Source organism: Prevotella multiformis (assembly GCF_018127985.1).
In the GTDB taxonomy this organism is placed as follows: Bacteria; Bacteroidota; Bacteroidia; order Bacteroidales; family Bacteroidaceae; genus Prevotella; species Prevotella multiformis.
In genome coordinates, this window is record NZ_CP072357.1 from 38,557 (window position 1) to 64,264 (window position 25,708).

General features: G+C 54.4%; 17 protein-coding genes and 2 tRNA genes. 5 read left to right on the plus strand and 14 right to left on the minus strand.

From position 1 onward, the window contains the following. Window positions 1-13 precede the first annotated feature (13 nt). The gene (locus J4864_RS00150) at window positions 14-205 is read left to right on the plus strand and encodes a hypothetical protein (RefSeq protein ID WP_040554970.1); all 192 of its coding nucleotides are present in this window, start codon (window positions 14-16) and stop codon (window positions 203-205) included. Window positions 206-993: 788 nt separating this feature from the next. Further along, complete coding sequence (lipA, locus tag J4864_RS00155) at window positions 994-2,814, plus strand: bifunctional lipoate--protein ligase/lipoyl synthase (RefSeq protein WP_211814160.1); 1,821 nt, start codon at window positions 994-996, stop codon at window positions 2,812-2,814. Between the two features lie 197 nt (window positions 2,815-3,011). Here the strand turns inward: lipA and J4864_RS00160 are convergent, their stop codons facing one another. The 7 genes from J4864_RS00160 to guaB form a co-directional block, all read right to left on the minus strand. Then, on the minus strand, window positions 3,012-4,175 hold the full coding sequence (locus J4864_RS00160; protein ID WP_211814161.1) for an OmpA family protein: 1,164 nt from the start codon (window positions 4,173-4,175) through the stop codon (window positions 3,012-3,014). Between the two features lie 428 nt (window positions 4,176-4,603). Then, window positions 4,604-6,475, minus strand: coding sequence for a DNA mismatch repair endonuclease MutL (mutL, locus tag J4864_RS00165; protein ID WP_211814162.1), 1,872 nt, complete (start codon window positions 6,473-6,475; stop codon window positions 4,604-4,606). An 11-nt stretch (window positions 6,476-6,486) separates the two neighbouring features. Then, window positions 6,487-6,774, minus strand: a complete 288-nt coding sequence (locus J4864_RS00170; protein WP_211814163.1) for a ubiquitin carboxyl-hydrolase — start codon at window positions 6,772-6,774, stop codon at window positions 6,487-6,489. Between the two features lie 241 nt (window positions 6,775-7,015). Next, complete coding sequence (locus J4864_RS00175; protein WP_211814164.1) at window positions 7,016-8,947, minus strand: OstA-like protein; 1,932 nt, start codon at window positions 8,945-8,947, stop codon at window positions 7,016-7,018. Next, entirely contained in the window at window positions 8,944-10,386 is a 1,443-nt protein-coding gene (locus J4864_RS00180; RefSeq protein ID WP_211814165.1) for a peptidylprolyl isomerase, read from the minus strand. Before J4864_RS00180 ends, J4864_RS00175 begins: the two co-directional genes overlap by 4 nt. 25 nt (window positions 10,387-10,411) lie before the next feature. Further along, window positions 10,412-11,836 (minus strand): peptidylprolyl isomerase, encoded by a 1,425-nt coding sequence (locus J4864_RS00185; RefSeq protein WP_211814166.1) that lies wholly within the window; start codon window positions 11,834-11,836, stop codon window positions 10,412-10,414. Window positions 11,837-11,911: 75 nt separating this feature from the next. After that, window positions 11,912-13,396, minus strand: a complete 1,485-nt coding sequence (gene guaB / locus J4864_RS00190; protein WP_211814167.1) for an IMP dehydrogenase — start codon at window positions 13,394-13,396, stop codon at window positions 11,912-11,914. Between the two features lie 527 nt (window positions 13,397-13,923). On the opposite strand from guaB, the gene J4864_RS00195 reads away from it, so the two are divergent. Continuing rightward, window positions 13,924-14,412, plus strand: a complete 489-nt coding sequence (locus tag J4864_RS00195) for a Dps family protein (protein ID WP_007368120.1) — start codon at window positions 13,924-13,926, stop codon at window positions 14,410-14,412. A 567-nt stretch (window positions 14,413-14,979) separates the two neighbouring features. On the opposite strand, the gene asnS is transcribed toward J4864_RS00195, so the two are convergent. From asnS to J4864_RS00220, 5 genes are all read right to left on the minus strand, one after another. Continuing rightward, window positions 14,980-16,371: an asparagine--tRNA ligase gene (asnS, locus tag J4864_RS00200; protein WP_211814168.1), complete on the minus strand. Its 1,392-nt coding sequence runs from the start codon at window positions 16,369-16,371 to the stop codon at window positions 14,980-14,982. 148 nt (window positions 16,372-16,519) lie between these two features. Next, window positions 16,520-18,049, minus strand: coding sequence for a pseudouridine synthase (locus J4864_RS00205; RefSeq protein WP_211814169.1), 1,530 nt, complete (start codon window positions 18,047-18,049; stop codon window positions 16,520-16,522). Between the two features lie 134 nt (window positions 18,050-18,183). Then, on the minus strand, window positions 18,184-19,530 hold the full coding sequence (gene purB, locus J4864_RS00210) for an adenylosuccinate lyase (protein ID WP_211814170.1): 1,347 nt from the start codon (window positions 19,528-19,530) through the stop codon (window positions 18,184-18,186). Window positions 19,531-19,690: 160 nt separating this feature from the next. Beyond that, window positions 19,691-19,765, minus strand: a tRNA-Val gene (locus J4864_RS00215). 47 nt (window positions 19,766-19,812) lie between these two features. Continuing rightward, window positions 19,813-19,887, minus strand: a tRNA-Val gene (locus J4864_RS00220). Between the two features lie 1,507 nt (window positions 19,888-21,394). Here J4864_RS00220 and J4864_RS00225 point away from each other — a divergent pair. Beyond that, a complete protein-coding gene (locus J4864_RS00225; protein ID WP_211814171.1) occupies window positions 21,395-21,829 on the plus strand; it encodes an HU family DNA-binding protein in 435 nt (144 codons plus the stop codon). Window positions 21,830-22,144: 315 nt separating this feature from the next. Here J4864_RS00225 and cysK read toward each other — a convergent pair whose 3' ends face one another. Both cysK and J4864_RS00235 read right to left on the minus strand, forming a co-directional pair. Beyond that, on the minus strand, window positions 22,145-23,092 hold the full coding sequence (gene cysK, locus J4864_RS00230; RefSeq protein WP_211814172.1) for a cysteine synthase A: 948 nt from the start codon (window positions 23,090-23,092) through the stop codon (window positions 22,145-22,147). Window positions 23,093-23,111: 19 nt separating this feature from the next. Further along, entirely contained in the window at window positions 23,112-24,398 is a 1,287-nt protein-coding gene (locus J4864_RS00235; protein WP_211814173.1) for an O-acetylhomoserine aminocarboxypropyltransferase/cysteine synthase family protein, read from the minus strand. Window positions 24,399-24,870: 472 nt separating this feature from the next. Between J4864_RS00235 and J4864_RS00240 the strand changes: the two genes are divergently transcribed. Beyond that, entirely contained in the window at window positions 24,871-25,689 is an 819-nt protein-coding gene (locus J4864_RS00240; RefSeq protein ID WP_211814174.1) for an AAA family ATPase, read from the plus strand. The last annotated feature ends 19 nt before the right edge of the window (window positions 25,690-25,708 follow it).

Sequence of the window (25,708 nt, forward strand, 5' to 3'; positions counted from 1 at the left end):
GCATAAGGAAATTATGGAAGAAAAAAAATATATTACACCGACCACAGAGGTTGTTCACATGACGACTGAAAACATCATGATCACCGCCAGTCCGGGTGTGGGAGGCAATTACAATCCCAGTGAAGAGATAGGCGCAAAGAAGAATGACTTTTTCGAGGAAGATGTTGTAGTTGAGTGGCCTAGCTATAATTTTTGGGATGAATAACTCATAACTATATATTATTTTGTAATTCTTTTTTTAAGATGCGGACCGGATAGTTGAAACTATACGTTCCGCATTTTTTCGTACGTTCGGCATGGGTATAGTCTAAACGGGGAAAGTACCGGATAAACCCAAATAGCGAGAATCATATAGCTAAAGGAAAGGGTGTCCACCGTGAGATGAAATCTGAAGAAAGCTGATGGCAACCTCCTGCTCCAACGCATAGGAACTTCATATAAGACATGTAGTGTGGGTAAGGTTGCTAAACAAACTAAAGCCCGATGGCTATTCGTAACGGTTGATATAAATGAAGTAGTTATGAGGAAAAGGCAATGCCTTTGTCCGAGTAAGTTTCATGTACGTGAAAATCAGTTGTTCTTACTGAAGTTATGGGGTAGAACTTGCCATGAAAAGTCATCAGAGGTCATAGTGACCAAGGCGTAAGTTGCTTATAAGGAAGGTGCGAATTGTGCTGTGCAATTGTAAAACAAACCGATGTGAATAATTGTCCACGTTGGTCTGCCGTTGACAGAGGTGTTTGTCAACGCTTTGTGTCTTTTGCTTTTTATGCCGGTTTAAAGGAAGGCGTGCATTGCTATCCATGACATTCGGGTCTTACCGGACAATAATCATTCCGATTGTCACTACTTGCAGACAGGTAGGTCGGCCCGCTTGCAGAAACAAGCCTCGCAGGGTCGATTTGTCCTTATCTTTCAGTTTCTCCGGCTTTCTTTTCTTCTATTGGCTTTTTATTCGTAAATTTGTCCGTATAAACAATCAAATACCAAGCTATGAAATATATACTACTGCCGGAACCTGACGTTATCCGCCGGCTCCCCTTCTATTTTGCGGTAGAGGAGTATGTGGCACGCCATTATACAGACGATGACTACTTTATGGGCTGGCGTGTGAATCCTACGGTCATGCTGGGACGCAACCAGCTGATAGACAATGAGGTGAATGCGGATTACTGCAGGCAGAATGCGATTGACATCTTCAGACGGAAGAGCGGCGGGGGATGTATTTATGCCGACAGGGGCTGCATACAGTTCTCTTATATCTCCCGCACCTCCAATGCCGGCGAGGCCTTCGCACGGTACATGCGGCGTATGGCCGGGATGCTGCAAGGACTGAAGATCGATGCACGGCTGTCGGGACGCAATGACATCCTGATTGATGATACGAAGGTGTCGGGGTGTGCTTTTTACCAGCTTCCCGGCCGGAGCGTGCTGCACAATTCCCTGCTCTTCGACACCCGGCTCGACCATCTCTCCAATGCACTCACACCGGCAAAGGAAAAACTGCAGAGCAAGGGAGTGGAGTCTGTAAAACAGCGGGTCATAAACCTTGCGGCCTATACGCATCTCGGCATTTCTGCTTTCATGGACTATGTACGTCGTGAGATGTGCGGTGCAGAGGTGCTGCAGCTGACTGACGAGGATATGAAGGGTATGGCGGAGTTGGAGAAGGAACTGGCATCGGACAGCTTTGTCTATGGAAAGAATCCGAAGTACACCGTCGTGCGGAAGCACCGCTTCGAGGGTGTCGGTACGCTGGAAGCGCATCTGGAGCTGAAGAACAACATCATAGGAAATATCAATATGGTGGGCGACTACTTCCTTCTCGGCGACATCGACCATGACTTCCTGGCACTGCTCAAGGGATGCGCATTCACCCGGGAGGCGGTAGGCGAGACGTTGCAGGACGTGGATCTGTCTGCCATTGTGCGGGGCTTGCAGCTGCGCCAGTTCCTCCGTCTGCTCTTCGGACGTGAGCCGCACGTGAGGAAGCCTGAATGGTTGAAGATCGACCTTACCTCGAAGAAATCGACCGGTGAGACGGCTGGAATCTTGGCTAAACACCACATGAACACAATTTGTACCAGTGGTCTCTGTCCTAACCGGTCGGAATGCTGGATGGCACGCACGGCGACACTGATGATCGGCGGTGAAATCTGCACGCGTAAATGCCGGTTCTGCAATACGCTGAGCGGTCGTCCGCACCATCTCGATCCCAATGAACCGCGCCATGTGGCGGAATCGATAAAGGCACTCCGGCTGCGGTATGCCGTCATCACCTCAGTCGACCGCGACGACCTGCCCGACTATGGAGCCGCCCATTGGATAAAGACGATAGAAGAGGTCAGGCGGCTGAATCCCGGCACGAAGATAGAGCTTCTCATCCCCGACTTCATGGGACAGGCCGACCTCATCCGGCAGGTGATGGAGACCCGTCCGCATGTGGCAGGGCATAACATGGAGACCGTGCGCCGCCTTACACCTTCTGTCCGCTCTGTTGCCCGGTACGACCGCAGCCTGGATGTCCTTCGTGAAATCGTGCGTTGCGGTGTCACCGCCAAGACCGGCTTCATGCTCGGTCTCGGGGAAACTTGCGAGGAGATATTAGAGACGATGGACGATATTCTTTCGACCGGATGCCGGAGGCTGACACTCGGCCAGTATCTCCAGCCGACCGCCCGTCACCTGCCGGTCAGGGCCTATATTACGCCTGAACAGTTTGCTGAATACAAACGGATTGCCTTGGCAAAGGGATTCCGGCATGTGGTAAGCGGCCCGCTGGTGCGCTCTTCCTATCATGCTGCCGAGGGATAGACGGCTCTTTCTCCGAGAACCTCCCCCGGCCTTCCCGGAAGCGGGAGAATGGAATTTGCGGGCCGAGACAAGCGATGGAAGAGAGAAGACTGGCCATGTAACGGGGGAGAGCGGGAAATGAAAACCGATGAGATCACGCATAAAAAAAGTGCTTCCTTTTACGGGAAGCACTTTTTTTATGCGTGATAAATAGAGGATTACTCTGTAACCTGAACAGTAGCGCGACGGTTGAAGGAGATAGGAGACAGAGTCTCTACACCACCCTTGCCGACTGCGGTAATCTTGCCGTTCTCAACGCCCATCTTGACGAGCTCGTTGGCAACCGTGTTGGCACGACGCTCAGAAAGCTTCTGGTTGTAAGCAGGAGTACCTGTTGCGCTGTCAGCATAACCTGTAACGAGGAGGCTGTTGTTGTTGTCCTTTGCATACTTTGCAAGAGCCTGAACGTTTACGAGATCCTTCTGAGAAGCGATGGTAGACTTGTTGATGTTGAAGAAGACGGAAACCGGTGTGTTGACCAGCTGCTTGACAGACTCTGATGTTGTCTCTACCGGCTTCTGGTTGGCAAGCTGGTCGCGGAGACGGGCATTCTCTGCCTCTGAGTCGCGGAGCTTTGCGTTGAGTGCATCGAGGGCTGCCTGGTGCTGTGCGTTGATGGCCTCTACATCCGGAACCTTGTTCCAAGTGCCCTTGCCGAGGTTGAAGTTCAGACCTACCTCTGCGTAGAGGTTGTTGTCGTGAGACTCCCAGCCGCGTGCCTTGGTCGTAGCCTCTGCGACACCGTCGAGGTCACCCTCGTAGCGGTTCCATCCTGCCTCGAGGTAGACACGCATTGCCTTGCAGACCTTCCATGAAGACTGGACACCTGCGCTCAGCCCCATTGCATAGCGGTCGGCAGACATAGAACGGCCGACACCGGCACCTGCGAACGGAATGAGGTTCCATACACGGTTCTCATTGTAACCGCAGAGGAGGTTGCTCAGGTTGAACATTACCTGCTCCTGCGCAAGCCAGTACTTGTTGCCGTTGTCGAGGCGGGAAGCCGGGTTGAAGCTGGCACCTACACGCTTTCCCCAGATGCCCTGTACCTTTGTACGGAGACCGAGACCCGGTGTGAACCACTTACCTACGGCAATGGAAGCACCTGGGTTTGAACGGAATCTCTTCAGTGGGCTGATTGCGGCATCACGGCCGTGCTCCTGGTTTGAATACCATGCATTCCAATCTGCACCAACCTGTATGAACCAGTTGCTCCAGAAAGAATTTGTTGCGACACTGTACTTCTCAGTAAGTGTCTCATTCTGAGCAAAGCCAGTCATTGTACAACCGGCTAATGCCAAAAACATAAATAACTTTTTCATAACCTTATTTATTTAACAATCTAAATTTGTTCACCTCTTCTTTAATGGATGTGATTTTATCATTCACACCAGAATCATGTGCAAAGGTAGTAATTTAATTCTAACTATAATATTATTTCTCAAAAAAATCACACTTTTAACAAAGTGCCCCTCTAAGATTTTCCTTTTTGTCCACCTTTTTTCCTTAATAGGCAGGTACCAAAAGGGTTATGAAGGGTTGGCGGGATGCTTGTCCCGGTCTGTTCTAAGAATTTCATACCGGAATACCGGTACCGTGGAAGCTGCCAGTAGCTGGGTTTCCGGTCTGTCTGCTGAATGCGAGGATGTTTGTCTCAGAACCGTATGTTGGATGATCAACAAGTGCCCCTTCTCGAGGGGTTCGTGCAAGGGAGTTCGGCAGAGATCCCGCACCTGTATGGATCCGGATTCTATCGGTCGAACAGGTGCTCGATGTCCTGCTGTTTCATGATGGCGATCACCGGCTCTCCCGAGGGGGTGTAGTTGACGTTGTCGCAGGCGAAGAGTTCGTTGACGATGTTGTCCATCTCGGCATTGCCCAGAACCTGTCCCTGTGGAATGGCGGCATTGCGTGCAAGACTGAGCGCCAGGGCATGGTCGATGTCCGCTTTCACGCTCGTGCCGCTGTCTACCGCCGCCGTCACCATCTCACGGATGAGTGCGACGACGTTCAGCCCCTCAATGCCGGCCGGGACGGCATTGACGGCATAGCTTCCACCGCCGAGGCTGTCGAGCTGGAATCCCATCTCTCTCATCTCGGGCAGGATGCTGTCGAGGGCAAGCTGGTCGGTGGCAGCGAACTGCACCATCTCCGGGAACAGCACTTTCTGCGAGTGTGGCTTGTGCTCGGACAGCTGGCGGAGGTAGGATTCATAGAGGATGCGGATGTGGGCGCGGTGCTGGTCGATGATCATGAGCCCGGACTTCACCGCCGTCATGATGTAGCATCCTTTGTATTGGTAATGGGAAGGGGCTTTGTCTTCTATCATCGACTCCATGACCGGCTGTGTCGCCATGGAGGAGACGACCGTCTCTCCGTCTGTTCCGGTACCGGCCGTCTCCCCCTCCTGCCGGTCAAAGAGCTGTGACTGCTGCGGTCCGGCATCAGAATCCAGCCCTGGATACAGGTTCTCCCATCCTTTCGGGGATGCCGGACGGGCGGGTCTGGCGGTCTGCTTGAAAGGATTGTAAGCAGGATTGAAGTCTATTTTCGGGGCGGTTGTTCCTGTCGTGGGATTGAATACCGGGATGTCTGGTTTTCCTTCTGTGTCGAAGTCGATGGCAGGGATGTCATTGAAGCGTCCTACCGCTTCCTTGACGGCGGCGAGCAGTATCTGCCAGATGGCCTGTTCGTTCTCGAACTTTATCTCGGTCTTGGTCGGATGGATGTTCACGTCGATGTTCTCGGCCGGCACTTCGAAGTAGAGGAAGTACGGCACCTGTTCTCCCTGCGGGATGAGCCGGTCGAAGGCGGTCAGGACGGCCTTGTGGAAATAGGGGTGCTTCATGTACCGTCCGTTGACGAAGAAATACTGGTGAGGAGCCTTCTTGCGGGCAGACTCCGGTTTGCCCACGAAGCCATGTATACGGCAGAGGCTTGTATCGGCGTCTATCGGCAGCAGATCCTGGTTGAGCCGTTTCCCGAACACTTCCACGATGCGCTGGCGGAAGTTGCAGGAGCGGAGGCAGAAGAGCTCCGTGCCGTTGCTGTGCAGGGTGAAGGCTATCTGGGGACAGACCAGCACAATGCGTTCGAAGGCGGTGATGATGTTGTTCAGTTCGGTGGTGTTCGACTTCAGGAACTTGCGGCGGGCGGGAACATTGAAGAAGAGGTTCTCGACCAGGAAGTTGCTTCCTGCCGGACACGAACAAGGCTCCTGCCCCGTAAAACGGCTGCCGGCGAGGGACAGATGTGTCCCGAGTTCTTCGGCCTCCATGCGGGTCTTCAGCTCGATCTGTGCGACGGCGGCGATGGAGGCCAGTGCCTCGCCGCGGAATCCCATCGTATGGAGCGAAAAGAGGTCGTCGGCCTTGCGGATCTTGGAAGTGGCATGACGCTCGAAAGAGAGCCGTGCATCGGTCTCCGACATGCCTTTTCCATCGTCGATCACCTGGATGGACGTACGTCCGGCATCGGCTACCAGCACATTGATGTGCTGCGCCCCGGCATCAATCGCGTTCTCCACCAGCTCCTTGACGACCGAGGCCGGCCGCTGGATGACCTCGCCGGCTGCTATCTGGTTGGCTACGCTGTCTGGTAAAAGTTGTATGATGTCACTCATGAACGGTCCGTTTAAAAGATGAACAATAATAAGGTGAGCAGGGCGATGACGCCTGCGGAGAGTATCAGCGATGTCCACATCGCCGTATAGCGGTTGTGCCGGCGGCGGAGCAGTCCGGGCTTCAGAGAGCCTCGTATCCTGCGTTGTAACGCTTCGCGGGATGCGCCTTCCGGTCCGGATTCTCCGTCGGGCTGATGCTGCGCGCGCTGTTCGAGGTCGTGGAGAAACGCTTTGCGCTCGTCCACATACATGTATTCGTGGTGGAAGCGGCGGGGATGTGATGACGGGAGGAAAAGCATAGGGGGAGTTGAAGAGGGGGAAAGGGTTTAAGGGAGTTAAGCCGGCAGCTTTCGAGACTGGCCGTTAGGTGCGGAGGAGACAGATGGACTTCCGGGACAAGGGCAGGGGGCGGGAAAGTTGTTCCCGACCCATTGGGAACCCTGTTCCCGGCCGTCGGTACTCCGGTTCCCAAGGTCTGGTACTCCTGTTCCCAGCCGGTTGGGAACGGTCCGACTGCTCCCGGCCTGTTCCTGTCCGGTGTCACTCGATATGTTGTCGGGGCGGCAGGGACACCCGTGCATTGCGTACCGTCGCGCTCGTCTTGCGTGCGGCGCGGCGGAAGATGTCGTTCTTGTCTTTCGGACGAACCTCGTCGAAGAGCTCGAAATGGGGGAGCGTCAGCCGGTCGGGCGGAATCTGCGTCATCGGGCTGATGACCCCGTCCGACTTCGACATCCATATCTTCTGCAGCTTCCGAAGGGGAGAGATGTACATCCGGAGCGTATCCGTCTCGGTATAGTTGTGCCCGATGAGCGTGCTGTCCTTGTCGGTATGGTAGAACACCACCTCCACATTTCCCCATGCGTCTATGCGCCGCACGGCTCCGTCGACGAAGTCGGCCCGCATATCCCGGGACGAGATCTGGTTGTAATGTTTCCTGTCGGGCAGCGTCTCTATCGAGAAGGCATTGCCGTAGACGTAGGCCTGGCGGATGGTTGAATCGTTCATGTAAGCCTTGATGGAGTCGCCCACCAGCTGCCGGTTGCCGCTCCACACGATGGGGTAGTCGTAGAGGGTCACGCACGAGTCCTTGGTGTTGGCGATCAGAAAGCCGCATACCGTCTGTACGTCGGTGCGGTAGGCGCGGACGTTGTTCACGCCGTATATCTCACGGTACATCCCCGGGGTATTCATGTGAAAACCCTTCATGCTGATGGTGTCGGCGTGTACAAAGAGCGTGTCGCCCTGTGAGAAGTCCTTGGCGACAGGACCGGGCTTGCCGCCGAAAGCGATGGCCGCGGAATCCGTGTAGTGCAGATAGTCGCCCGAGAAGGCGTGCTTTCTTTTGTAGTCGATGTAGTAGACGTCGCCCTCGCCCGTCCCCTCGCGCGTATTGCTGTTGTAGGTGAGGTCGCGTCCGGTCACGGTGCGCTGTTTCAGCCGGTCCACGATCTTCACGTTTCCGTGCCCTTCGCTGTAGCCGGTCTTGGCGTTGTAGGTTACCTCGTCGCCTGTAATCACCCGCTGTGCTTTACGGTCGTCGATCTTCACATTGCCGCGTGCGTTGCTGTGTCCGGTCTTCTCGTTGTAGAAGACATCCTGGCCGATGATGGTACGGTTGTTCGCCTTGTCAACGATCTTCACATTGCCGTGGCCTTCTGCATCCCCTGTCGTACTGTTGTAGACGATGTTGTCGCCCTCGACATCCTGTCTGGGAGAGGTGATGGTAGAGTGTCCGTTCAGCTCCATGTGGTCGGTCTTGCTGTTGTAAGTCCCGTCGTTTGTGTGTACCACCTCGCCCTTGGCGGTACGGATGACCGACTTCCCGACGACATGGACAAGTCCTGTCTCCGTGTTGCCGTGGGCTTCCGGCGTGTTGATGCGGTACTTGGGCGTGAACATGACGACGTTTCCGAAGAAGTTGGCCTCATGGGTCTCCGTATTGTAATCGCCTTCATCGGCGACGACCGTATTGCCGTTGTAGACGAGCGTGCCGCGTCCGCCGAAGTAGTTGGCTACCTTGGAGGCCAGGCTGTAGTCCAGACTGTCGCAGCGGAGGGAGTGCCCCGGCTGCCGCACGACCACGTTCTTCCGGGCATGGACCAGCTGGGAGAAACCGTCGTAGTGGATGCGCTGGCAGTCGATGGACACGCCGCCGGGACGTGTGATGTGGACACGCCCGAAGGCCTTGAACCAGTTGGCTTTCTCGTTGAAGTAGGCGCTGTCGCACTTGAGCGTCGTGCCCTTGTAGCGGAAACGGACACTGCCCTTGGCAATCTGCACGTCGGGCATCACCATCTGGTTGTAGCGGAGGTTGTCGGCATGGTCGATATAGAACTTGCTTCCTTTCTTCTCCACCGTTTTCTGTGCCCGGAGCGGTTGGGACTGCCATAGCCCAAACAGGCATAGAATCAGGATGCCCAGGATTCTATGCCCGCAATGTGTATCTTTATGCCTGCTGTCTGTCGTCATTTAAACCAACCTTCGTACTGGAATTTACAACTTTTATAGCGAGGATTGATCCTTACATAGGTCTCTTTCACCTTCTTCACGACCCAGTCGTGGAGGATGTCTTTCCTGCGCTGTGCCGTAACGATGTCGCGCATCGCCTGGAAGTCTTCGGTGATGGTGGCCCTGTGCTCCGGTATCCGCTCCTTCAGCTTCACGATGGCGCAGACGACCTTTCCGCGGGGGTTGACCATCTGGAACGGCTGGGAGACCTCGTCGACCTTCAGCGTGTCGACGATGCGTGCCACCTCGGTCGGCAGGTCCTTCATCTTGAAGCGTGACGTGCGGGCGTTCTCGGACGAGTTGACCATCAGTCCGTGGTTGTTCTTGGTGTCTTTGTCGTCCGAGAGGTAGGCGGTCGCGTCCTCGAAGGTGAACTTCCCGTTCCGGATGTCTCCCCCGATGGAGTCCAGCCGCTCCTTGGCCGCGTCGATGGAGGCCATGGACACGTTCGGCTTCAGCAGGATATGGCGGCAGTTCACCTTGTCGCCGCGGCGGTCGATCAGCTGGATGATGTGATAGCCGAACTCGCTCTCTACGACCTTCGACACTTTCTTGGGGTCGGTGAGGTTGAAGGCGGCGGCGGCGAATGCCGGGTCGAGCATGCCCCGTCCCATATAGCCCAGCTCGCCTCCCTGGCGGGCAGAGCCGGGGTCTTCCGAATAGAGACGTGCCAGCGTGGCAAAGGAGGTCTCGCCCTTTGTGATGCGGTCCGTATAGTCGCGCAGCTGGTTCTTGATGCGGTTGATCTCTTCCGGCTCGACCTTCGGAGTCTGTGTGAGAATCTCCACCTCCACCGTCGTCGGAATCATCGGGATGCTGTCTACCGGAAGTTTCCGGAAGTATTCGCGCACTTCGGCAGGCGAAACCTTCACGTCGCCGACCAGTTTCTCCTGCATCTTCTGCACGAGCTGGCGGTTCTTGTAGTCGTCGTGCAGGTCCTGGCGGATCTGCGCCATGCTCTTGTGCTGGAACTCTTCGAGTCTCTCCTTGGAACCGATCTGCGGCAAGGAGATCCAGTAGTTGATCTGCTGGTCGATGCCCTGTGCGATTTCCGACTCCGTCACCTCGATGCTGTCGAGGGCCGCCTGGTGGAGGAATAGTTTCTGCACGGCAATCTGTTCGGGCAGCACACATTCGGGATCGCCGTCCCACTTCATGCCTTCCGCCTCGCCCTGCAGCTTCATGATTTCCACTTCCGACTTCAGGATGGGTTCGTCGCCCACTACCCAGATAACCTCGTCTACGACGTTGTTCGCCCTGTCTGTCGCTGCCGGTACGGTCTTCAGCGAGTCTGACAGTGTACCCGGGCCGTCGGCACGGAAGGAACCGGCGTGCAGCCCCATTGCCGTGAGGACTGTTCCTGCAAGCAGGACAATCGTTTTTCTTTTATTTATCTTCATTGATATATGCTGTATGATCTTTCTGTTAATGTTTGTTGACCGTGGAAAGCACGGCCTTGTCGACTACGACCTTGTATTTCCTGCGAAGCGAAGCGACCCATTCCTTCTCCAGTTCTCCCTGGTAGTCCGAGATGACGAGGTCGCGCACGTCGTCCATCCCCTCCGGTGCTTTGATCTTCTTGCCGAAGACGGCATCAATAGGATAGCCTTCGACCGGTGTGGCTGCCGTTTCCTGTCCGAATATCTCACGGTCTATGAGGGCGTTGTCGCCCTTGCGGAAGATTCCCTTCTCGACCCGGATGCGGATGTTGCCGTCCTTGTTGAACGTATCGCGCAGCCGTTCTGCCCACTTGCTGAAGGGCAGCCCTTTCACGCATGCTTTCACGGCATCCACGTCTGCCTGTTTCTTTACGTGGTAGGCGATACCCTTGAAACGTGGTTCGGCCCACTTATATTGTTTCCTGTGCTTGCGGTAATACGCCTCCAATGCCGTTTCGTCCTTGGCAGCCTTGTCCCAGACGGTGCGGTTGCTCATCTCGACCATCAGCAGGCCGTCGTGGTATTCACGGACAAGATGCTTCAGGTCGGCATCCTTCTCTTCCAGTTCTGCAAGTTTCCGGTCCAGTATCTGCTCCTGTGTGACCTCCTTCCCGCCGGCCTGGGCGAGGGAGTCCAGCCGCTGGCTGATGATCTGGTCGCGCAGGCCGCGCATCTCGATGTACTGCATGATGTCCGCACGGAGCGAATCGTAAGGAGGAAGCTCCTCGTGCCCGATCATCTTGATGATGTGATAGCCGAAGGGGGAAAGCACCGGACGGCTTGTTTCCCCGGGCTTCAGAGCCAGCATGGCCTTCTCGAACTCGGCCACGGTCTGCCCTTTCTGAAGGCCGGGCAGGTCGCCGCCGTTCTTGGCAGAACGGGTGTCCGTGGAATATTTCTTTGCCAGTTCCGTAAAGTCGGCACCCTTCTGGAGAGCCGTATAGAGGGAGTCTGCCAGCTGTCTTGCTGCATTCTCTTCCTCTTTTGAGGCGCGCTGTCTCATTCCCACGAGGATGTGCGCACAATGCCACAGCCCTCCGTTGGCTTCGATCTGCCGCCGGGTGTCGCGGTATATCTTTCGTGCTTCGGCCTCGACATCGGCGTCTGTGATGAAGGCCGGGCGTATCTGCTGGTCGCGGTAGCCGAGAAACTCCTTCTTGAAGGAGGACAGTGTGTCAAGGCGGGCATCGAGGGCCGCCTGCACCTTCAGCTTATAGTCGATGAAAAGCGGTACGTATTCGTCTATGCTTTTCTTGTCAATGACTCCGTCGGAATTGTTTTTATTGTACGAATATTCAAACTCCGAACGGCTCACCGGCTGTCCGTTGATGGTCATTAGGGTAGGGTCTGCCTGCCCGTATGCCGTCGTGGCGGAGAGCAGTGCGGCTGATAGTAGTGCCTTGAATTTCATTGTTGTGATTAAGAAACGCACATACCCTCTCCCCTGGCAGAACAGGGAAGAGGGCGGATGGTTGACGGTCTGTTTTTATTCCGGACGGGAATAGTTGGGAGCTTCGCTGGTGATGGTGATGTCGTGCGGGTGGCTCTCCATCACGCCGGCATTGGTGATGCGGGTGAATCTGGCATTGTGCAGGTTCCCGATGGATGCCGCACCGCAGTAGCCCATGCCCGAGCGCAGTCCGCCGACGAGCTGATAGATGACCTCCTGCACTGTCCCCTTGTAGGGTACACGGCCGGCAATGCCTTCTGGGACGAGCTTCTTCGCATCCCGGATGTCGTTCTGGAAGTAGCGGTCACGCGAGCCGTTCTTCTGTTCCATGGCCTCCAGCGAGCCCATGCCACGGTAGCTCTTGAACTTTCGTCCGTTGAAGATGATGGTGTCGCCCGGCGACTCTTCCGTGCCGGCGACGAGCGATCCGATCATCACGCTGCTGCCGCCGGCTGCCAGTGCCTTGACGACATCGCCCGAGTAGCGCAGTCCGCCGTCTGCAATCAACGGCACGCCTGTTCCCTCCAGCGCCTTGTAGACATCATAGATGGCCGTAAGCTGCGGTACGCCGACGCCGGCTACGACGCGTGTGGTGCAGATGGAGCCGGGGCCGATGCCCACCTTGACGGCATCAGCGCCGTTGTCAACGAGAAACTTCGCCGCCTCGCCTGTCGCAATGTTCCCTACGACGACATCGAGATCGGGGAAAGCGGCCTTCACATCGTGCAGCTTGCCGATCACGCCGGCAGAGTGTCCGTGGGCCGTGTCGATGACGATGGCATCCACACCAGCGGCCACCAGAGCCTGTGCACGCTCCATCGTATCGCCTGTGACACCGACACCGGCGGCCACGCGCAGCCGGCCTTTCTCGTCCTTGCAGGCCATGGGCTTGTCCTTGGCCTTGGTAATATCTTTATAGGTAATCAGTCCCACGAGGCGGTTCTCACGGTCGACTACCGGCAGTTTCTCGATTTTGTTTTCCTGCAGAATCTGTGCAGCGGCCGTAAGGTCGGTCTGCTGATGGGTGGTGACGAGGTTTTCCTTTGTCATCACCTCGTCGATGAGCTTGTCCAGATGGCGTTCAAAACGGAGGTCACGGTTGGTGACGATACCTACGAGATGGTTCTCCCCGTCGACGACAGGAATGCCGCCGATATGGTAGTCGGCCATCATGTCGAGTGCATCTTTCACGGTGCGTCCCTGACGGATGGTGACGGGGTCGTAGATCATTCCGTTCTCGGCCCGCTTCACGATGGCGACCTGGCGTGCCTGGTCCTCGATGGTCATGTTCTTGTGGATGACGCCGATACCGCCTTCACGTGCAATGGCGATCGCCATCGAGCTTTCTGTCACGGTGTCCATGGCCGCCGTCACGAAAGGTACGTTGAGGTCGATGTGCCGCGAGAACTTGGTCTTCAATTCCACCTCTTTGGGCAGCACTTCTGAATAAGCCGGGATTAGGAGGACGTCATCGTAGGTCAGACCGTCCATCATGATTTTTTCTGCAACAAATGATGACATAATTGTATTTTAGAAATTTATTGCATGCAAATTTAGCAATTTAAATCCAAACAGACAGTGTTTTTCTTTTTTTCCATTCCTTAATTAAAGCTATTTAACGGCATACACCTGCTCGGAGTAACTGTTCAACGAACAGTGATGGCTATCGTTATTTTTGTATGGTCCGGATAGATTTGTTTTATTTCTTGTTAAAGCCCGGCCGGAGGAAGGTGTTCTTCGGGGCGGGCGTGTTGATGAATATAGATGAGTGTTTTCTCCGAATCTAAGCGACCGACCTATGGACTTTTCCGCCGGGCAGACTTTGTTCTCTTCACGGCGGTCGACTGCCACTCGGATTGTATTTTTGAGCTGCGGTTGAAAATGAATGCCGTCGTTTTATAATGAATAAAATCCTGCTGGTCAATAGAATACGGATATTGATAGAAATAATCTATCGATAGAATAGACACAGTCTGTTGTCTGAAGAAGATTAAAAGACTATCTTTGCATTCGAATCGATTAAATAACTTAACAGAAAGGTTTTAGCAATGAGAACATCAGATTTTTTAGGTTTAGATGAGAAGAAGGTACAGTACGTGGTAAAGGAACTCTCCGTATTGTTGGCTGACCTTCAGGTGTATTATAGTAATCTTCGCGGTTTCCACTGGGACGTGAAAGGGCATGGTTTCTTTGTAATGCACAGCAAATATGAAGAGCTTTACAACGATGCAGCAGAGAAAGTGGATGAAGTGGCAGAGCGTATCCTCCAGCTGGGCAGTGCGCCGGAGAGCCGTTACAGTGCTTATTTGCAGACATCTGAGATCAAGGAAGCCGGTGTCGTGAGCTGTGCCAAGGAAGGAATTGATCTTCTTCTTGATTCTTACAAGACTTTGATCGCCCGGGAACGTAAGATCATTGAGCTTGCATCCGATGCCAAGGACGAAACGACGGTCTCGCTGATAAGCGACTTCCTGAGGGAGCAGGAGAAGACGGTCTGGATGCTCGTTGCAGTCAGATCACAGAGCTGTGCTGAATGATTCGGCAGGAACGGGGCACTGTCTATAGGGCAGGCTCTGGAGGACGTGGAACATAGAAGGTCTGTCCTGGGGCAGACAAAAGCCTCGGGCACACCTCCTCACGTTCCTCCATAAATAAACAGCCATATCCTGGCAGGTAATGCCTCGATATGGCTGTTTTTGTCAGAATATTTCTTGTTTCAAAATCTGCTGACGGTGAGTTGCGTTCCAATCGGGCACTACTTGCGTCTCAATTGGTGCTTGGTTGGAGGGCAAGTAATGCTTGATTCGGATGCAGATGGGCGTAGTTTTCAAGAGCAATCGTAAGCTGCTGATTTCGTGTCGCCTGCAAGTGGATATTGAGTTCCTTCTTTCCGTCCTTCAGGCAGGACGGAAAGCAATTGCTGTAAGGATATTTCAAATCTGGCAGCCCATGTGTCCATCTGGGAATCGGCAGAGTTCTGCAGGAGAATCATACCTGTGAAAGTGTGCAGAAACAGAACAGGGACACACAAAATCTGTGTGTCCCTGTTTCTACATGGGGCGGTCTGTATGCCGCTCCTTTGTTTCTTTGTGCAAGAAGAATCTTCAGAACTCTGCGTTCTTCGGTGTGCGTGCGAACGGAATTACGTCGCGGATGTTCTGCATGCCGGTAACGAAGAGGATAAGCCGTTCGAAGCCGAGACCGAATCCGCCATGAGGGCAGGTTCCGTACTTGCGGGTGTCGAGATACCAGTCGTACACCTCACGCTTCATGCCCCGGCTGTCTATCTCCGCAAGCAGTTTGTCATAGTTCTCTTCACGGACAGAGCCGCCGATGATTTCGCCGATGCGCGGGAAGAGTACATCGGTTCCCTGCATGGTCTTTCCGTCGGGGTTCTTCTTCATGTAGAACGACTTGATTTCGCTCGGGTAGTCGGTCATGATGACAGGACGCCTGAAGTGCTCCTCGACAAGATAGCGTTCGTGCTCGCTGCTGAGGTCCATGCCCCATCCGGTAATCGGGAACTCGAACTTCACGCCGTCGGCGACAGCCTTCCGGAGAATCTCGATGCCCTCTGTATAGGTAAGGCGGACGAAGTCTTCCTTCAAGACACCTTCCAGGCGTGCGATGAGCTCCTTGTCGATCATCTTGTTCAGGAACTCAAGGTCGTCCTTGCAGTTGTCCAATGCCCACCGGACACAGTACTTGATGAAATCTTCCTCCAGGTCCATCAGCTCGTCCTTGTCGATGAAGGCGACCTCCGGCTCGACCATCCAGAACTCTGCCAGATGGCGGGGCGTATTGGAGTTTTCGGCACGGAACGTCGGCCCGAATGTGTAGATGGCACCGAGTGATGTCGCGCCCAGTTCGCCTTCCAGCTGTCCGGAAACGGTGAGATTCGTGCGCTTTCCGAAGAAGTCAGCATTGTAGTCAACCTTTCCTGACTTGGCGATGCGGTCGAGGTCGAGTGTCGTCACCTGGAACATATTGCCGGCTCCCTCTGCATCGCTGCCTGTAATCAGCGGGGTATGGAAATAGTAGAATCCATGCTCATGGAAGTACCTGTGGATGGCGATGGCCATGTTGTGGCGGATGCGGAAGACTGCTCCGAAAGTGTTTGTACGCAGACGCATATGCCCGTACTTGCGCATGTATTCGAAGCTCTGTCCCTTTTTCTGCATGGGATAGTCGCTTGGACAGAGACCGTAGATTTCGACTTCCTTGCATTGGATTTCGGAAGTCTGGCCTTTTCCCTGGCTTTCGACGAGCGTGCCGACAACACTGATGCAGGCCCCTGTCGTGATGCTCTTCAGTTCATCTGCGTCCATCTTTGACGGGTCGACGACTACCTGGATGTTCTTGATGGTGGAGCCGTCGTTCAGTGCGATGAAGTCAACAGCCTTGCTGCTTCTGTGTGAACGCACCCATCCCTTTACGTTGATATCTTTTCCAAAGTCGGTGCAGGCGAGTGCATCGACGATTTTTGTTCTCTTCATTTCTATATGTTGTAATTGAATGCTCCTTGTCCCTCTCATGGAGTTTTATCCTCCCACATCCCCCTCCTTCTGAGGGGCTTGTGGAGGCTTTCAGTGGAGTTTTATCCTACTATATTCTCTCCTTCGGGGAGGTTTCGGAGAGGCCTTTTTATTCAAATGCCCCCATGCGCAGCATATCCACTTCCTTCTCGGTGAGGAAGCGCCAGTCGCCACGACGTACATTCTTCTTCGTCAGACCGGCGAACTGTACACGGTCGAGCTTGACAACGCGATAGCCGAGGCTCTCGAAGATGCGGCGGACGATGCGGTTCTTGCCGCTGTGGATTTCGATGCCCACCTGTGTCTGGTCCTGTGGGTCGGCATATTCAATGGCATCGGCCTTGATCTCACCGTCCTCAAGCTCGATGCCGTCAGAGATTTTCTGCAGGTCGTTGGCTGTGACCGGCTTGTCGAGGAACACATGATAGACCTTCTTCTTCAGGAACTTGGGGTGGGTAAGCTTTGAGGCAAGGTCGCCGTCGTTGGTAAGGAGCAGCACGCCAGTCGTGTTGCGGTCCAGGCGGCCTACAGGATAGATACGTTCCGGGCAGGCTCCCTTCACGAGGTCCATGACCGTCTTGCGCTGCTGCGGGTCATCGCTCGTGGTGACGTAATCCTTCGGTTTGTTCAGAAGGACATATACTTTCTTCTCCAATGATACCGGCTTCTCCTGGAAGAGGACTACGTCGGAGCGCAGCACCTTGCTGCCGAGTTCCTTTACGACTTCTCCGTTTACGGTCACTGCGCCGGAGAGGATGAACTCGTCAGCCTCACGGCGTGAGCATACACCGGCATTGGCAAGGTACTTGTTCAGGCGGATCGGCTCGTTCGGGTCGAAGTTCTCCTCCTTGTACTCAATCCGCTTCTTGAGCGAGTATTTAGCATTCGGGTCATAATCAGCTGTACGCTGGCGATAACCGCCCTGGTTGTAGCCGCCGCGGTTCTGGTAGCCGCCGCGGTTGTTGTATCCCCGGTTCTGGTAACCGCCCCGGCTGTTGTATCCGCCCCGGCTGTTGTTATATCCCCGGTTCTGGTATCCGCCCCGGTTGTTGTATCCGCCCTGCCGTGGGTGATAGCCGCTCTGGCTTGCCTGGTAGCTGTTGTTTTCCTCACCTTCAGCTCCGTTGTTGGCATTGTAGCGAGGGCGGTAGGGTCTCGGCTGATAACCGTTCTCGTCGTTGTTGTAACGAGGGCGGTAACCGCCCTGCTGCGGCCGGCTGTTGTATCCGCCCCGGTTGTTGTATCCGCCCTGCCGTGGCTGGTAGCCGCCTTCTTCTCCGTTATTGTTGTTGTAATGCGGCCGGTATCCCCCCTGCTGCGGCCGGTTGTTGTATCCGCCGCGGTTGTTGTTGTATCCGCCGTAGCTGTTCTGGCGTGGCCGGTATCCGCCCTGCTGCGGCCGGTTCGCGCTCTGCAGACCAGATCCGAAACCCTCCGGACGGAATCCGCCTTCGTCGTTGCCGCTGTTTGTCTTGTTGCTGCTGTAGGCACGCTGGCTGTGAATACGCGGCCGCTGTGTGCGTCCTGTTGTGCCACGGTACTCTCTCTGATAGCCGCTTTGACCGGCTGCCGAATAGCCCTCCCGGCTGTTCTCGTTCTGCTCAGACTGAACTTCTTTGTTCTCGAATTCTTCTGCCATAATTGTTTTATTTTTGGTTTTGATGTTACTGGCCTCACGGCCAATGATTGTTGTTTTATTTGTATGTTTATAAATGGAACTCCGTTTGTCGGGAGTTACCCGGTTGCTGTTTGTAGGTTTTTACGAAGAAGTGGTTAAATTCCCGTATAGTTGTGCGGGGTGATAGCCATCAGTTCTTCCTTCACGCTGTCGCTGACATTGAGCGTGCGGATGAACGCATGGATGGTCTCCTCGGTCATCTTCTCGTTTGTGCGGGTGAGCGCCTTCAACGCTTCATAAGGATGCGGATAGGCTTCACGGCGCAGGATGGTCTGGATGGCTTCGGCCACGACGGCCCATGTGTTGTCAAGGTCCTCGCTCAGCTTCTTCTCGTTGAGGATGAGCTTCCGCAGGCCTTTCAGCGTACTTTGGATGGCGATGATGCTGTGTCCGATCGGTACGCCGACGTTGCGCAGTACGGTGGAATCCGTAAGGTCGCGCTGCAGGCGGCTCACCGGCAGCTTCTGTGCCAGGAACTGCAGGATGGCGTTGGCTATCCCGAGGTTTCCCTCGCTGTTCTCGTAGTCGATGGGGTTCACCTTGTGCGGCATGGCGCTTGACCCTACCTCGCCGGCCTTGATTTTCTGTTTGAAATAGTCCATCGAGATGTACATCCAGAAGTCACGGTCCAGGTCGATGATGACGGTGTTGATGCGGCGGATGGCATCGAACACGCCGCCCAGGTGGTCGTAGTTGCTGATCTGCGTCGTCCACTGCTCACGCTCCAGTCCCAGCTTCTCACTGACGAACCGGTTGCCGAAGGCACGCCAGTCATACTGCGGATAAGCCACGTGATGGGCGTTGAAGTTGCCCGTGGCACCGCCGAACTTGGCCGTCAGTTTGCAGCTGCGCAGGGATGCGAGCTGCTCGGACAGGCGATAGACATAGACCTCGATCTCCTTGCCCAGTCGGGTGGGGGAGGCCGGCTGTCCATGTGTCTTCGCCAGCATCGGCACATCCTTCCATTCCCCGGCGTATTCCTTCAGCTGTGCGATCAGCTCCTCGACCTGCGGATAGAACACCTCTTCGAGTGCTTCCTTTACTGACAGCGGGACGCTTGTGTTGTTGATGTCCTGCGAAGTCAGGCCGAAGTGAATGAACTCCTTGTAGGCCTCCAGGCCGCCGATCCTGTCAAACTCTTCCTTGAGGAAGTATTCAACCGCCTTCACGTCGTGGTTGGTCGTCTTCTCTATTTCCTTTACCCGTGCCGCCGAAGCCTCGTCGAAGTTGCGGTAGATGTCACGCAGCGGCTCGAAAAGCGTACTGTCGAAACTTTCCAGTTGCGGCAAGGGCAGCTCGCACAGCGTGATGAAATACTCGATTTCGACACGTACCCGGTAACGGATGAGGGCATACTCGGAAAAATAGTCGGCAAGGTGTTCGGTCTTGTTTCGGTAGCGACCGTCAATGGGAGATACGGCTGTTAATGTGTCGAGGATCATAACGATGTTGATTAATATGGTGCAAAATTAACAATAAAATCAGTAACAGCGCAAATAATAATAATAATATTCTGAAAAGAATGCGGATAAATTCTCAATAAATTAAAAAAGACCTCACAACAGGTGTTGCAAAGTCATTCATTTCTCTTATATATAAAGGTGGGCGTTGACGGATTCGAACCGCCGACCCTCTGCTTGTAAGGCAGATGCTCTAAACCAGCTGAGCTAAACGCCCTTTAAAATTCCCTGCAACCCCGAAAGGTCACAGGGAAACACCCCTTGTGGGCGTTGACGGATTCGAACCGCCGACCCTCTGCTTGTAAGGCAGATGCTCTAAACCAGCTGAGCTAAACGCCCCTACTTTTTGTAAGGCGAGTGCAAAGGTAGGGAAAGATTTTGAATCTCGCAAACAAAAGAAAGATTATTTAAAGGAAAAAGTTGTTTTCCCCTGTTTTTTCGGTCCTCCCGTTAAATCCGTAGACTGGAAATAAAGGCTTATGCACTTGCATGGTATGATCGTCCAGAGTCAGGTGGGCTTACAACAGAGGATAAACTACAAGATAAAATGCAGGAAGACAAATTGATACGATGCCTGTCCATCAGCCTGTCTTTCCGTTTTCTACAAACAACTTTTTTCCCTATCATCGGTATTTGTAAATTGTTTTCATGCAGCGCAAAGCAACACATGCTCTTCTGGCTTCTAAAAGATGCCTGATTGACTTGCAACTGGTGCTCTGTTAGAGCGTTACCAACGCCCTTTTGGAGTCCAATCAAGCACCTTTTAAAACTGGCTTGACAACCAATTGATTTACTGTTGGTTGCAGACTTGCTTTTTTGCACGTATTTCCTATATCTGCAGATGATTTATCTGAAATTATGTAATGACTTTTCAAAATCTTATCTGTATTCTCAACGTATGAAAATGAAAAGATCTTTGTATCGGAGGATGAGGCCTTGAAGTCTTCGGGGGCGGGGAGCGGACCGCGGGAAGTGCGTTCAGACTCCATCGCCATGAAGGCTTTCACAATGATGGTACCGCTGTTCGGGATCGAGTGTGTCGAGCACTTTGTTGACATCCGTAATTTCCTCTGACAACGCTTCGTTGCAGGTAGTCACAGATGATGTATGCTCAGTTTCTTTTCATTCTTTTCCTTCCTTCAGCCAGCACTTTGATTACCGTTTCCATGTCTTGGGCAATGACTCTTGCGTCCCGCTGCAGGTCGTCTATGTCATTTCCGTGAAGATATTGGGCAAAACGCTTTCTGGGTGTCATGCCCAATGCGGAAAGGATGCCGGTCTCCCTTGTCGGCCTCTGTGAAAGAAGTTCCGATGTTGATGTCCGTTTATTGACAGTCTGCCGTAATATCTTCATGTTGACAATGATGTTATGATATGAACATACCGCAAAATTAAGTATTTCCGTTGATATTTCAAAATGGAACGAAATGTTTTTGCGTGACGCAAACGAACAGCCCCTTTGAATACTTGGATGAACAAACGCAAGGAGGTCCCACCCTGATTGTATTGTCGCCGGAGGCTTGTTATCACTTTCTCATGACGTTCAGTTTAAGAATGTCCTAAACATCTGTGCGGATAGGTGGACTCTATGGAATCAGCCAATTCTCAAGAGTAACTCTGTCTGCGGACTTAATGTGAGGCATTCATTAAGGCCTGTCCTGAAAAGTTTGTGCAGGTATACTGGTGTTATGAGCCCCCTCTTTGAAAACCTGCCTTAAAGATTGTTTTAGTGCTTGCCCAAGGTAGAATGGCCCTGTAAAATAGTTTATTTTTATCTTGTCCGAACAGTTTATTTTGCTTATATTTGCAGTGGTTTTACAGAAAGGGAACAGATAAGCATAATGTTATGGCAGTAGAGATAAGACTGGAACAGAGTAAGTTCAAGGACAAGAAAGGTGCTGGCAAGTGGTATGCCCGCACGGTCAGTACGGGTGTCGTGACGACAGAGGAACTTGCCGATGCCATTCAGGAGAACACATCGTTCTCGCGTGGCGACGTGCGCGGGCTTGTCATTGCGCTGGTGGATGAAATCTCCTACCGGCTGCGTGAGGGAGAGACGGTGGTTCTCGAAGGTCTCGGCCGTTTCCATCTCACCGTGGAGAGTGAGCCGGTAGACAATCCCGAGGATTTCGATATCAGGAAGCACGTCAAGAACGTGAAGTGCCGTTTCGTACCCACCAGTACCCGCAATGCCCGCACGGGGAAGAAAAACCAGACCCTTGCCTACGGTGCGCGTGTGGAGTGGGCAGAGCCGGAAGAGGACGAAGAGGAGGATGATTAAAAGGCCCGCCGGCGGGTCCCTCCCGCTGAAAACGACTGTGGGAAATCATCGGCCGGGCATGGATTTGATATTGTACAGAGAGGGTGTGTCAAAATCCGATTCCAACTGAAGACAGCTGTCATTTGTAAAGGACAACCGCTACCAAAGAGTTAAGAACTCGATGATGGCGGTTGTTCTGATGTTTATGAGGGTCTGAGACGGTCAATTAGGAAAGGGGTCTTTCTGACTCCTGAGTTTTGAAAAACCCTCGTTCTCAGTGTCCGGCCCCGGCTTCCGTAGGGAGGAAGCAGATCGCAGACACCGTGAGGGGAAAAGTTAAAGAGGATATTCCTCAAAAGCGTAGAGGACGGTCGAGAGGTAACGCTCGCCCGTGTCAGGGAGAAGGGCCACGACGGTCTTGCCTGCATTCTCCGGCCGGCGGGCTATCTCGGCGGCCGCAAAGGCGGCCGCTCCGGAAGAGATGCCGACGAGCAGACCTTCCTGCTGTGCCAGCTGGCGGCCGGCGAGGATGGCCTGATCGTTCTCAACCTCGAACACTTCATCTACGTATTCCCTGCTGTAAGTCGCCGGTACGAAGCCGGCCCCGATGCCCTGTATCTTGTGCGGTCCGCTCTTCCCGCCGCTCAGGACGGGCGATGCGGCCGGCTCTACGGCAACGATCTTGACAGCCGGATTCTGTTCCTTGAGGTAACGTCCGATGCCGCTGACGGTGCCGCCGGTCCCCACGCCTGCTACGAAGACATCCACCTTGCCGTCGGTATCCCGCCATATCTCCGGCCCTGTCGTGCGGTAATGCCGTTCCGGATTGGCCTGGTTCTCGAACTGCTGGAGGATGACGCTGCCCGGAATGGAGCTGCGCAGTTCTTCGGCAGCCTTGATGGCTCCCTTCATGCCGTCCTTCCCGCTGGTCAGCTTCACCGTGGCACCGTATGCTTTCACAAGATTCCGCCGTTCGACGCTCATCGTCTCGGGCATGGTCAGGATGAGCCGGTAGCCTTTCACGGCCGCCACCAGTGCCAGTCCGACTCCCGTGTTTCCGCTGGTCGGTTCGATGATGGTCGCACCGGGCTTCAGCTGTCCTTTCGCTTCGGCATCTTCTATCATTGCCAGTGCGATACGGTCCTTCACGCTGCCGCCGGGATTGAAATATTCTATCTTTGCGAGGATGGGTGTTTCGAGTCCCTTCCCTGCAGAGAACTTACGGAGTGCCAGCAGCGGCGTGTTCCCGATAAGTTCTGTGAGTCTGTCTGCTGTCTTTGCCATGATGTTGTCGTTTTGATTTTTACTTTATCGCCTCGAAAGCCTGGTCGAGGTCGGCGATAATGTCTTCATAATGCTCTGTGCCGATGGAGAGGCGGACGGTGTTCGGGTAGATGCCCTGGCCGGCGGCCTCCTCCACGTTCAGTTCTGAGTGTGTGGTGGAGAGCGGATGGATGACGAGCGACTTCAGGTCGGCCACATTGGCCAGCAGGGAGAACACCTTGAGATGGTCGATGAAGTCGAATGCCTTCTGCTGGTCGCCGTCGATCTCGATGGTGAAGATGCTGCCTGCGCCGTTGGGGAAGTAACGCTTGTAGAGGTCGTGGTTGGGATGGGAAGCCAGGGCCGGATGGTTGATCTTCTTGACCAGCGGCTGTTTCTCCAGGTATTCCAGTACCTTCCTGGTGTTGTACACGTGCCGTTCCACCCGCAGACTCAGTGTCTCCAGCCCCTGCAGCAGCAGGAAGGCATTGAACGGAGAGATGGCTGCTCCCTGGTCGCGCAGCAGCAGTGTGCGGACGCGTGTCGCGAACGGTGCGGGCACGTTGCCGAAGACAAGGCCGTGATAAGAAGCGTCCGGCTTGTTGAAGCCCGGGAACTTCCCGGGGTCTGCCTTCCAGTCGAAGGTACCGCCGTCGACGATGACACCGCCGAGGGAAGTCCCGTGGCCGCCGATGAACTTCGTGGCGGAATGTACGACGACATCGGCACCGTGTTCTATTGGGCGGATCAGGTAAGGTGTGCCGAACGTGTTGTCTATCAGCAGCGGCAGGCCGTGGCGGTGGGCGATGTCGGCCGACCGTTCGATGTCGGAGATGTTGGAGTTGGGGTTGCCCAGCGTCTCGATGTAGACCAGCCGGGTGTCGTCCCGGATGGCTGCCTCCAGTTCCTCGTAGTTGTCAGGGTCGAAAAAGGTAGTGCTGATGCCGTATTTGCTCAGCGTGTGTGCCAGGAGATTGTACGTGCCGCCGTAGATGGTCTTGGAGGCGACGACATGGTCGCCGGCGAAGGCGATGTTGGTGATGGCGTAGGTGACGGCCGCTGCGCCGGATGCGACGGCAAGTCCTGCCACACCCCCTTCGAGCGCAGCGATACGCTCTTCAAAGGCTGTCTGTGTCGGATTGTTCAGCCGGCCGTAGATGTTGCCGGTCGCCTTGAGCGCAAAGAGGTCGGAAGCGTGCTGACAGTCGTTGAAGACGTAGGAGGTCGTCTGGTAGATGGGCACGGCACGTGAACCTGTCGCCGGGTCGGCCTGTTCCTGTCCTGCATGGAGCTGGAGTGTCTCGAAGTGATACTTTTGTTTTGCCATAAAACTGGGTTTCCTTTCTTTTCTGTTCCTTCCGTGGACCTTAATGAGAGGGCGGAGGGGAAACGGTTAATACATTTATTGATATTAATTCTCTGCCGGTCACGTGTCACATCGGGCATCCACGCCCCGGATGTAGCTTGTTCGCGGTTGCAAAGGTACGGACTTTTCCCGATGCGTGGAATACTCCACTTGTGTTATTTTCCCTACCATGAATGTGGTATTTATGGGTGACGGCCGTGGCGGCAGAGCCACCTGTCGCATTGCGGCAGCCTGTTGGGGTAAATCGGCAGCCTGTTGCCAACAGATTGGCGACACATTGCCAAAGGGCTGCCGACAGGTATGTCCGTAGGCGGATGCTGTCTGTGCCAGGCGCTTTCAAACCTGCCTTGTGCAATTAAAATATCGGTCTCGCATTGCCATTCGGATAAAAAACATTATATTTGCATGACTGTTGTCATCAATCTCTACGATTATGCAGAAATACGCTGATTACATAGAAGAAATCGAGATCGACTCGCTCTGGAGCGGAAAGAAGCACATCCGGTGGACGCTGGACCGGCAGGTGAACATCCTGAGCGGCATCAACGGCGTGGGCAAGAGCACCATTCTGAACAAGGTGGTTCGCAGCCTGTCGCAGGGCGGCGAGTTCCCCAGCCACTCGCTCAAGGGCGTGCGGCTGAAGGTCTGTCCGGACGATGCGCGGTGGATACGCTACGACATCATCCGCTCGTTCGACCGTCCGCTGATGGCCTCGGACAGCATCAGCAAGGTAAATACCGCCCTCGTCACGGAACTGGACTGGCAGCTCTTCCAGCTCCAGCGCAAATACCTCGACTACCAGGTGAACATCGGCAACCGCATCATAGAGACCTTGCAGGGGGGAGAGGCTGACGCCGCGGAGAAGGCACAGCGCATATCGCAGCCTAAGAAGCGGTTTCAGGACATTCTGGACGACCTGTTCACCGAGACCGGCAAGAAGATTGTCCGGTCGGAGAATGAAATCCGCTTCTCGCTGATGGGAGAGACGCTCGCCCCCTATCAGCTGTCGAGCGGCGAGAAGCAGATGCTGGTCATCCTGCTGACGGTGCTGGTGGAAGACAATAAGGATTATGTCCTCTTCATGGACGAGCCGGAGGTGAGCCTGCATATCGACTGGCAGAAACGGCTTATCGACCTCATTCTGGAACTGAACCCGAACGTACAGATCATCCTTGCCACACACAGTCCGGCCGTCATCATGAACGGATGGATCGACCGTGTGACCGAGGTGACGGACATCACCGACAAATGACGGCAGAAAGGGGGATGAA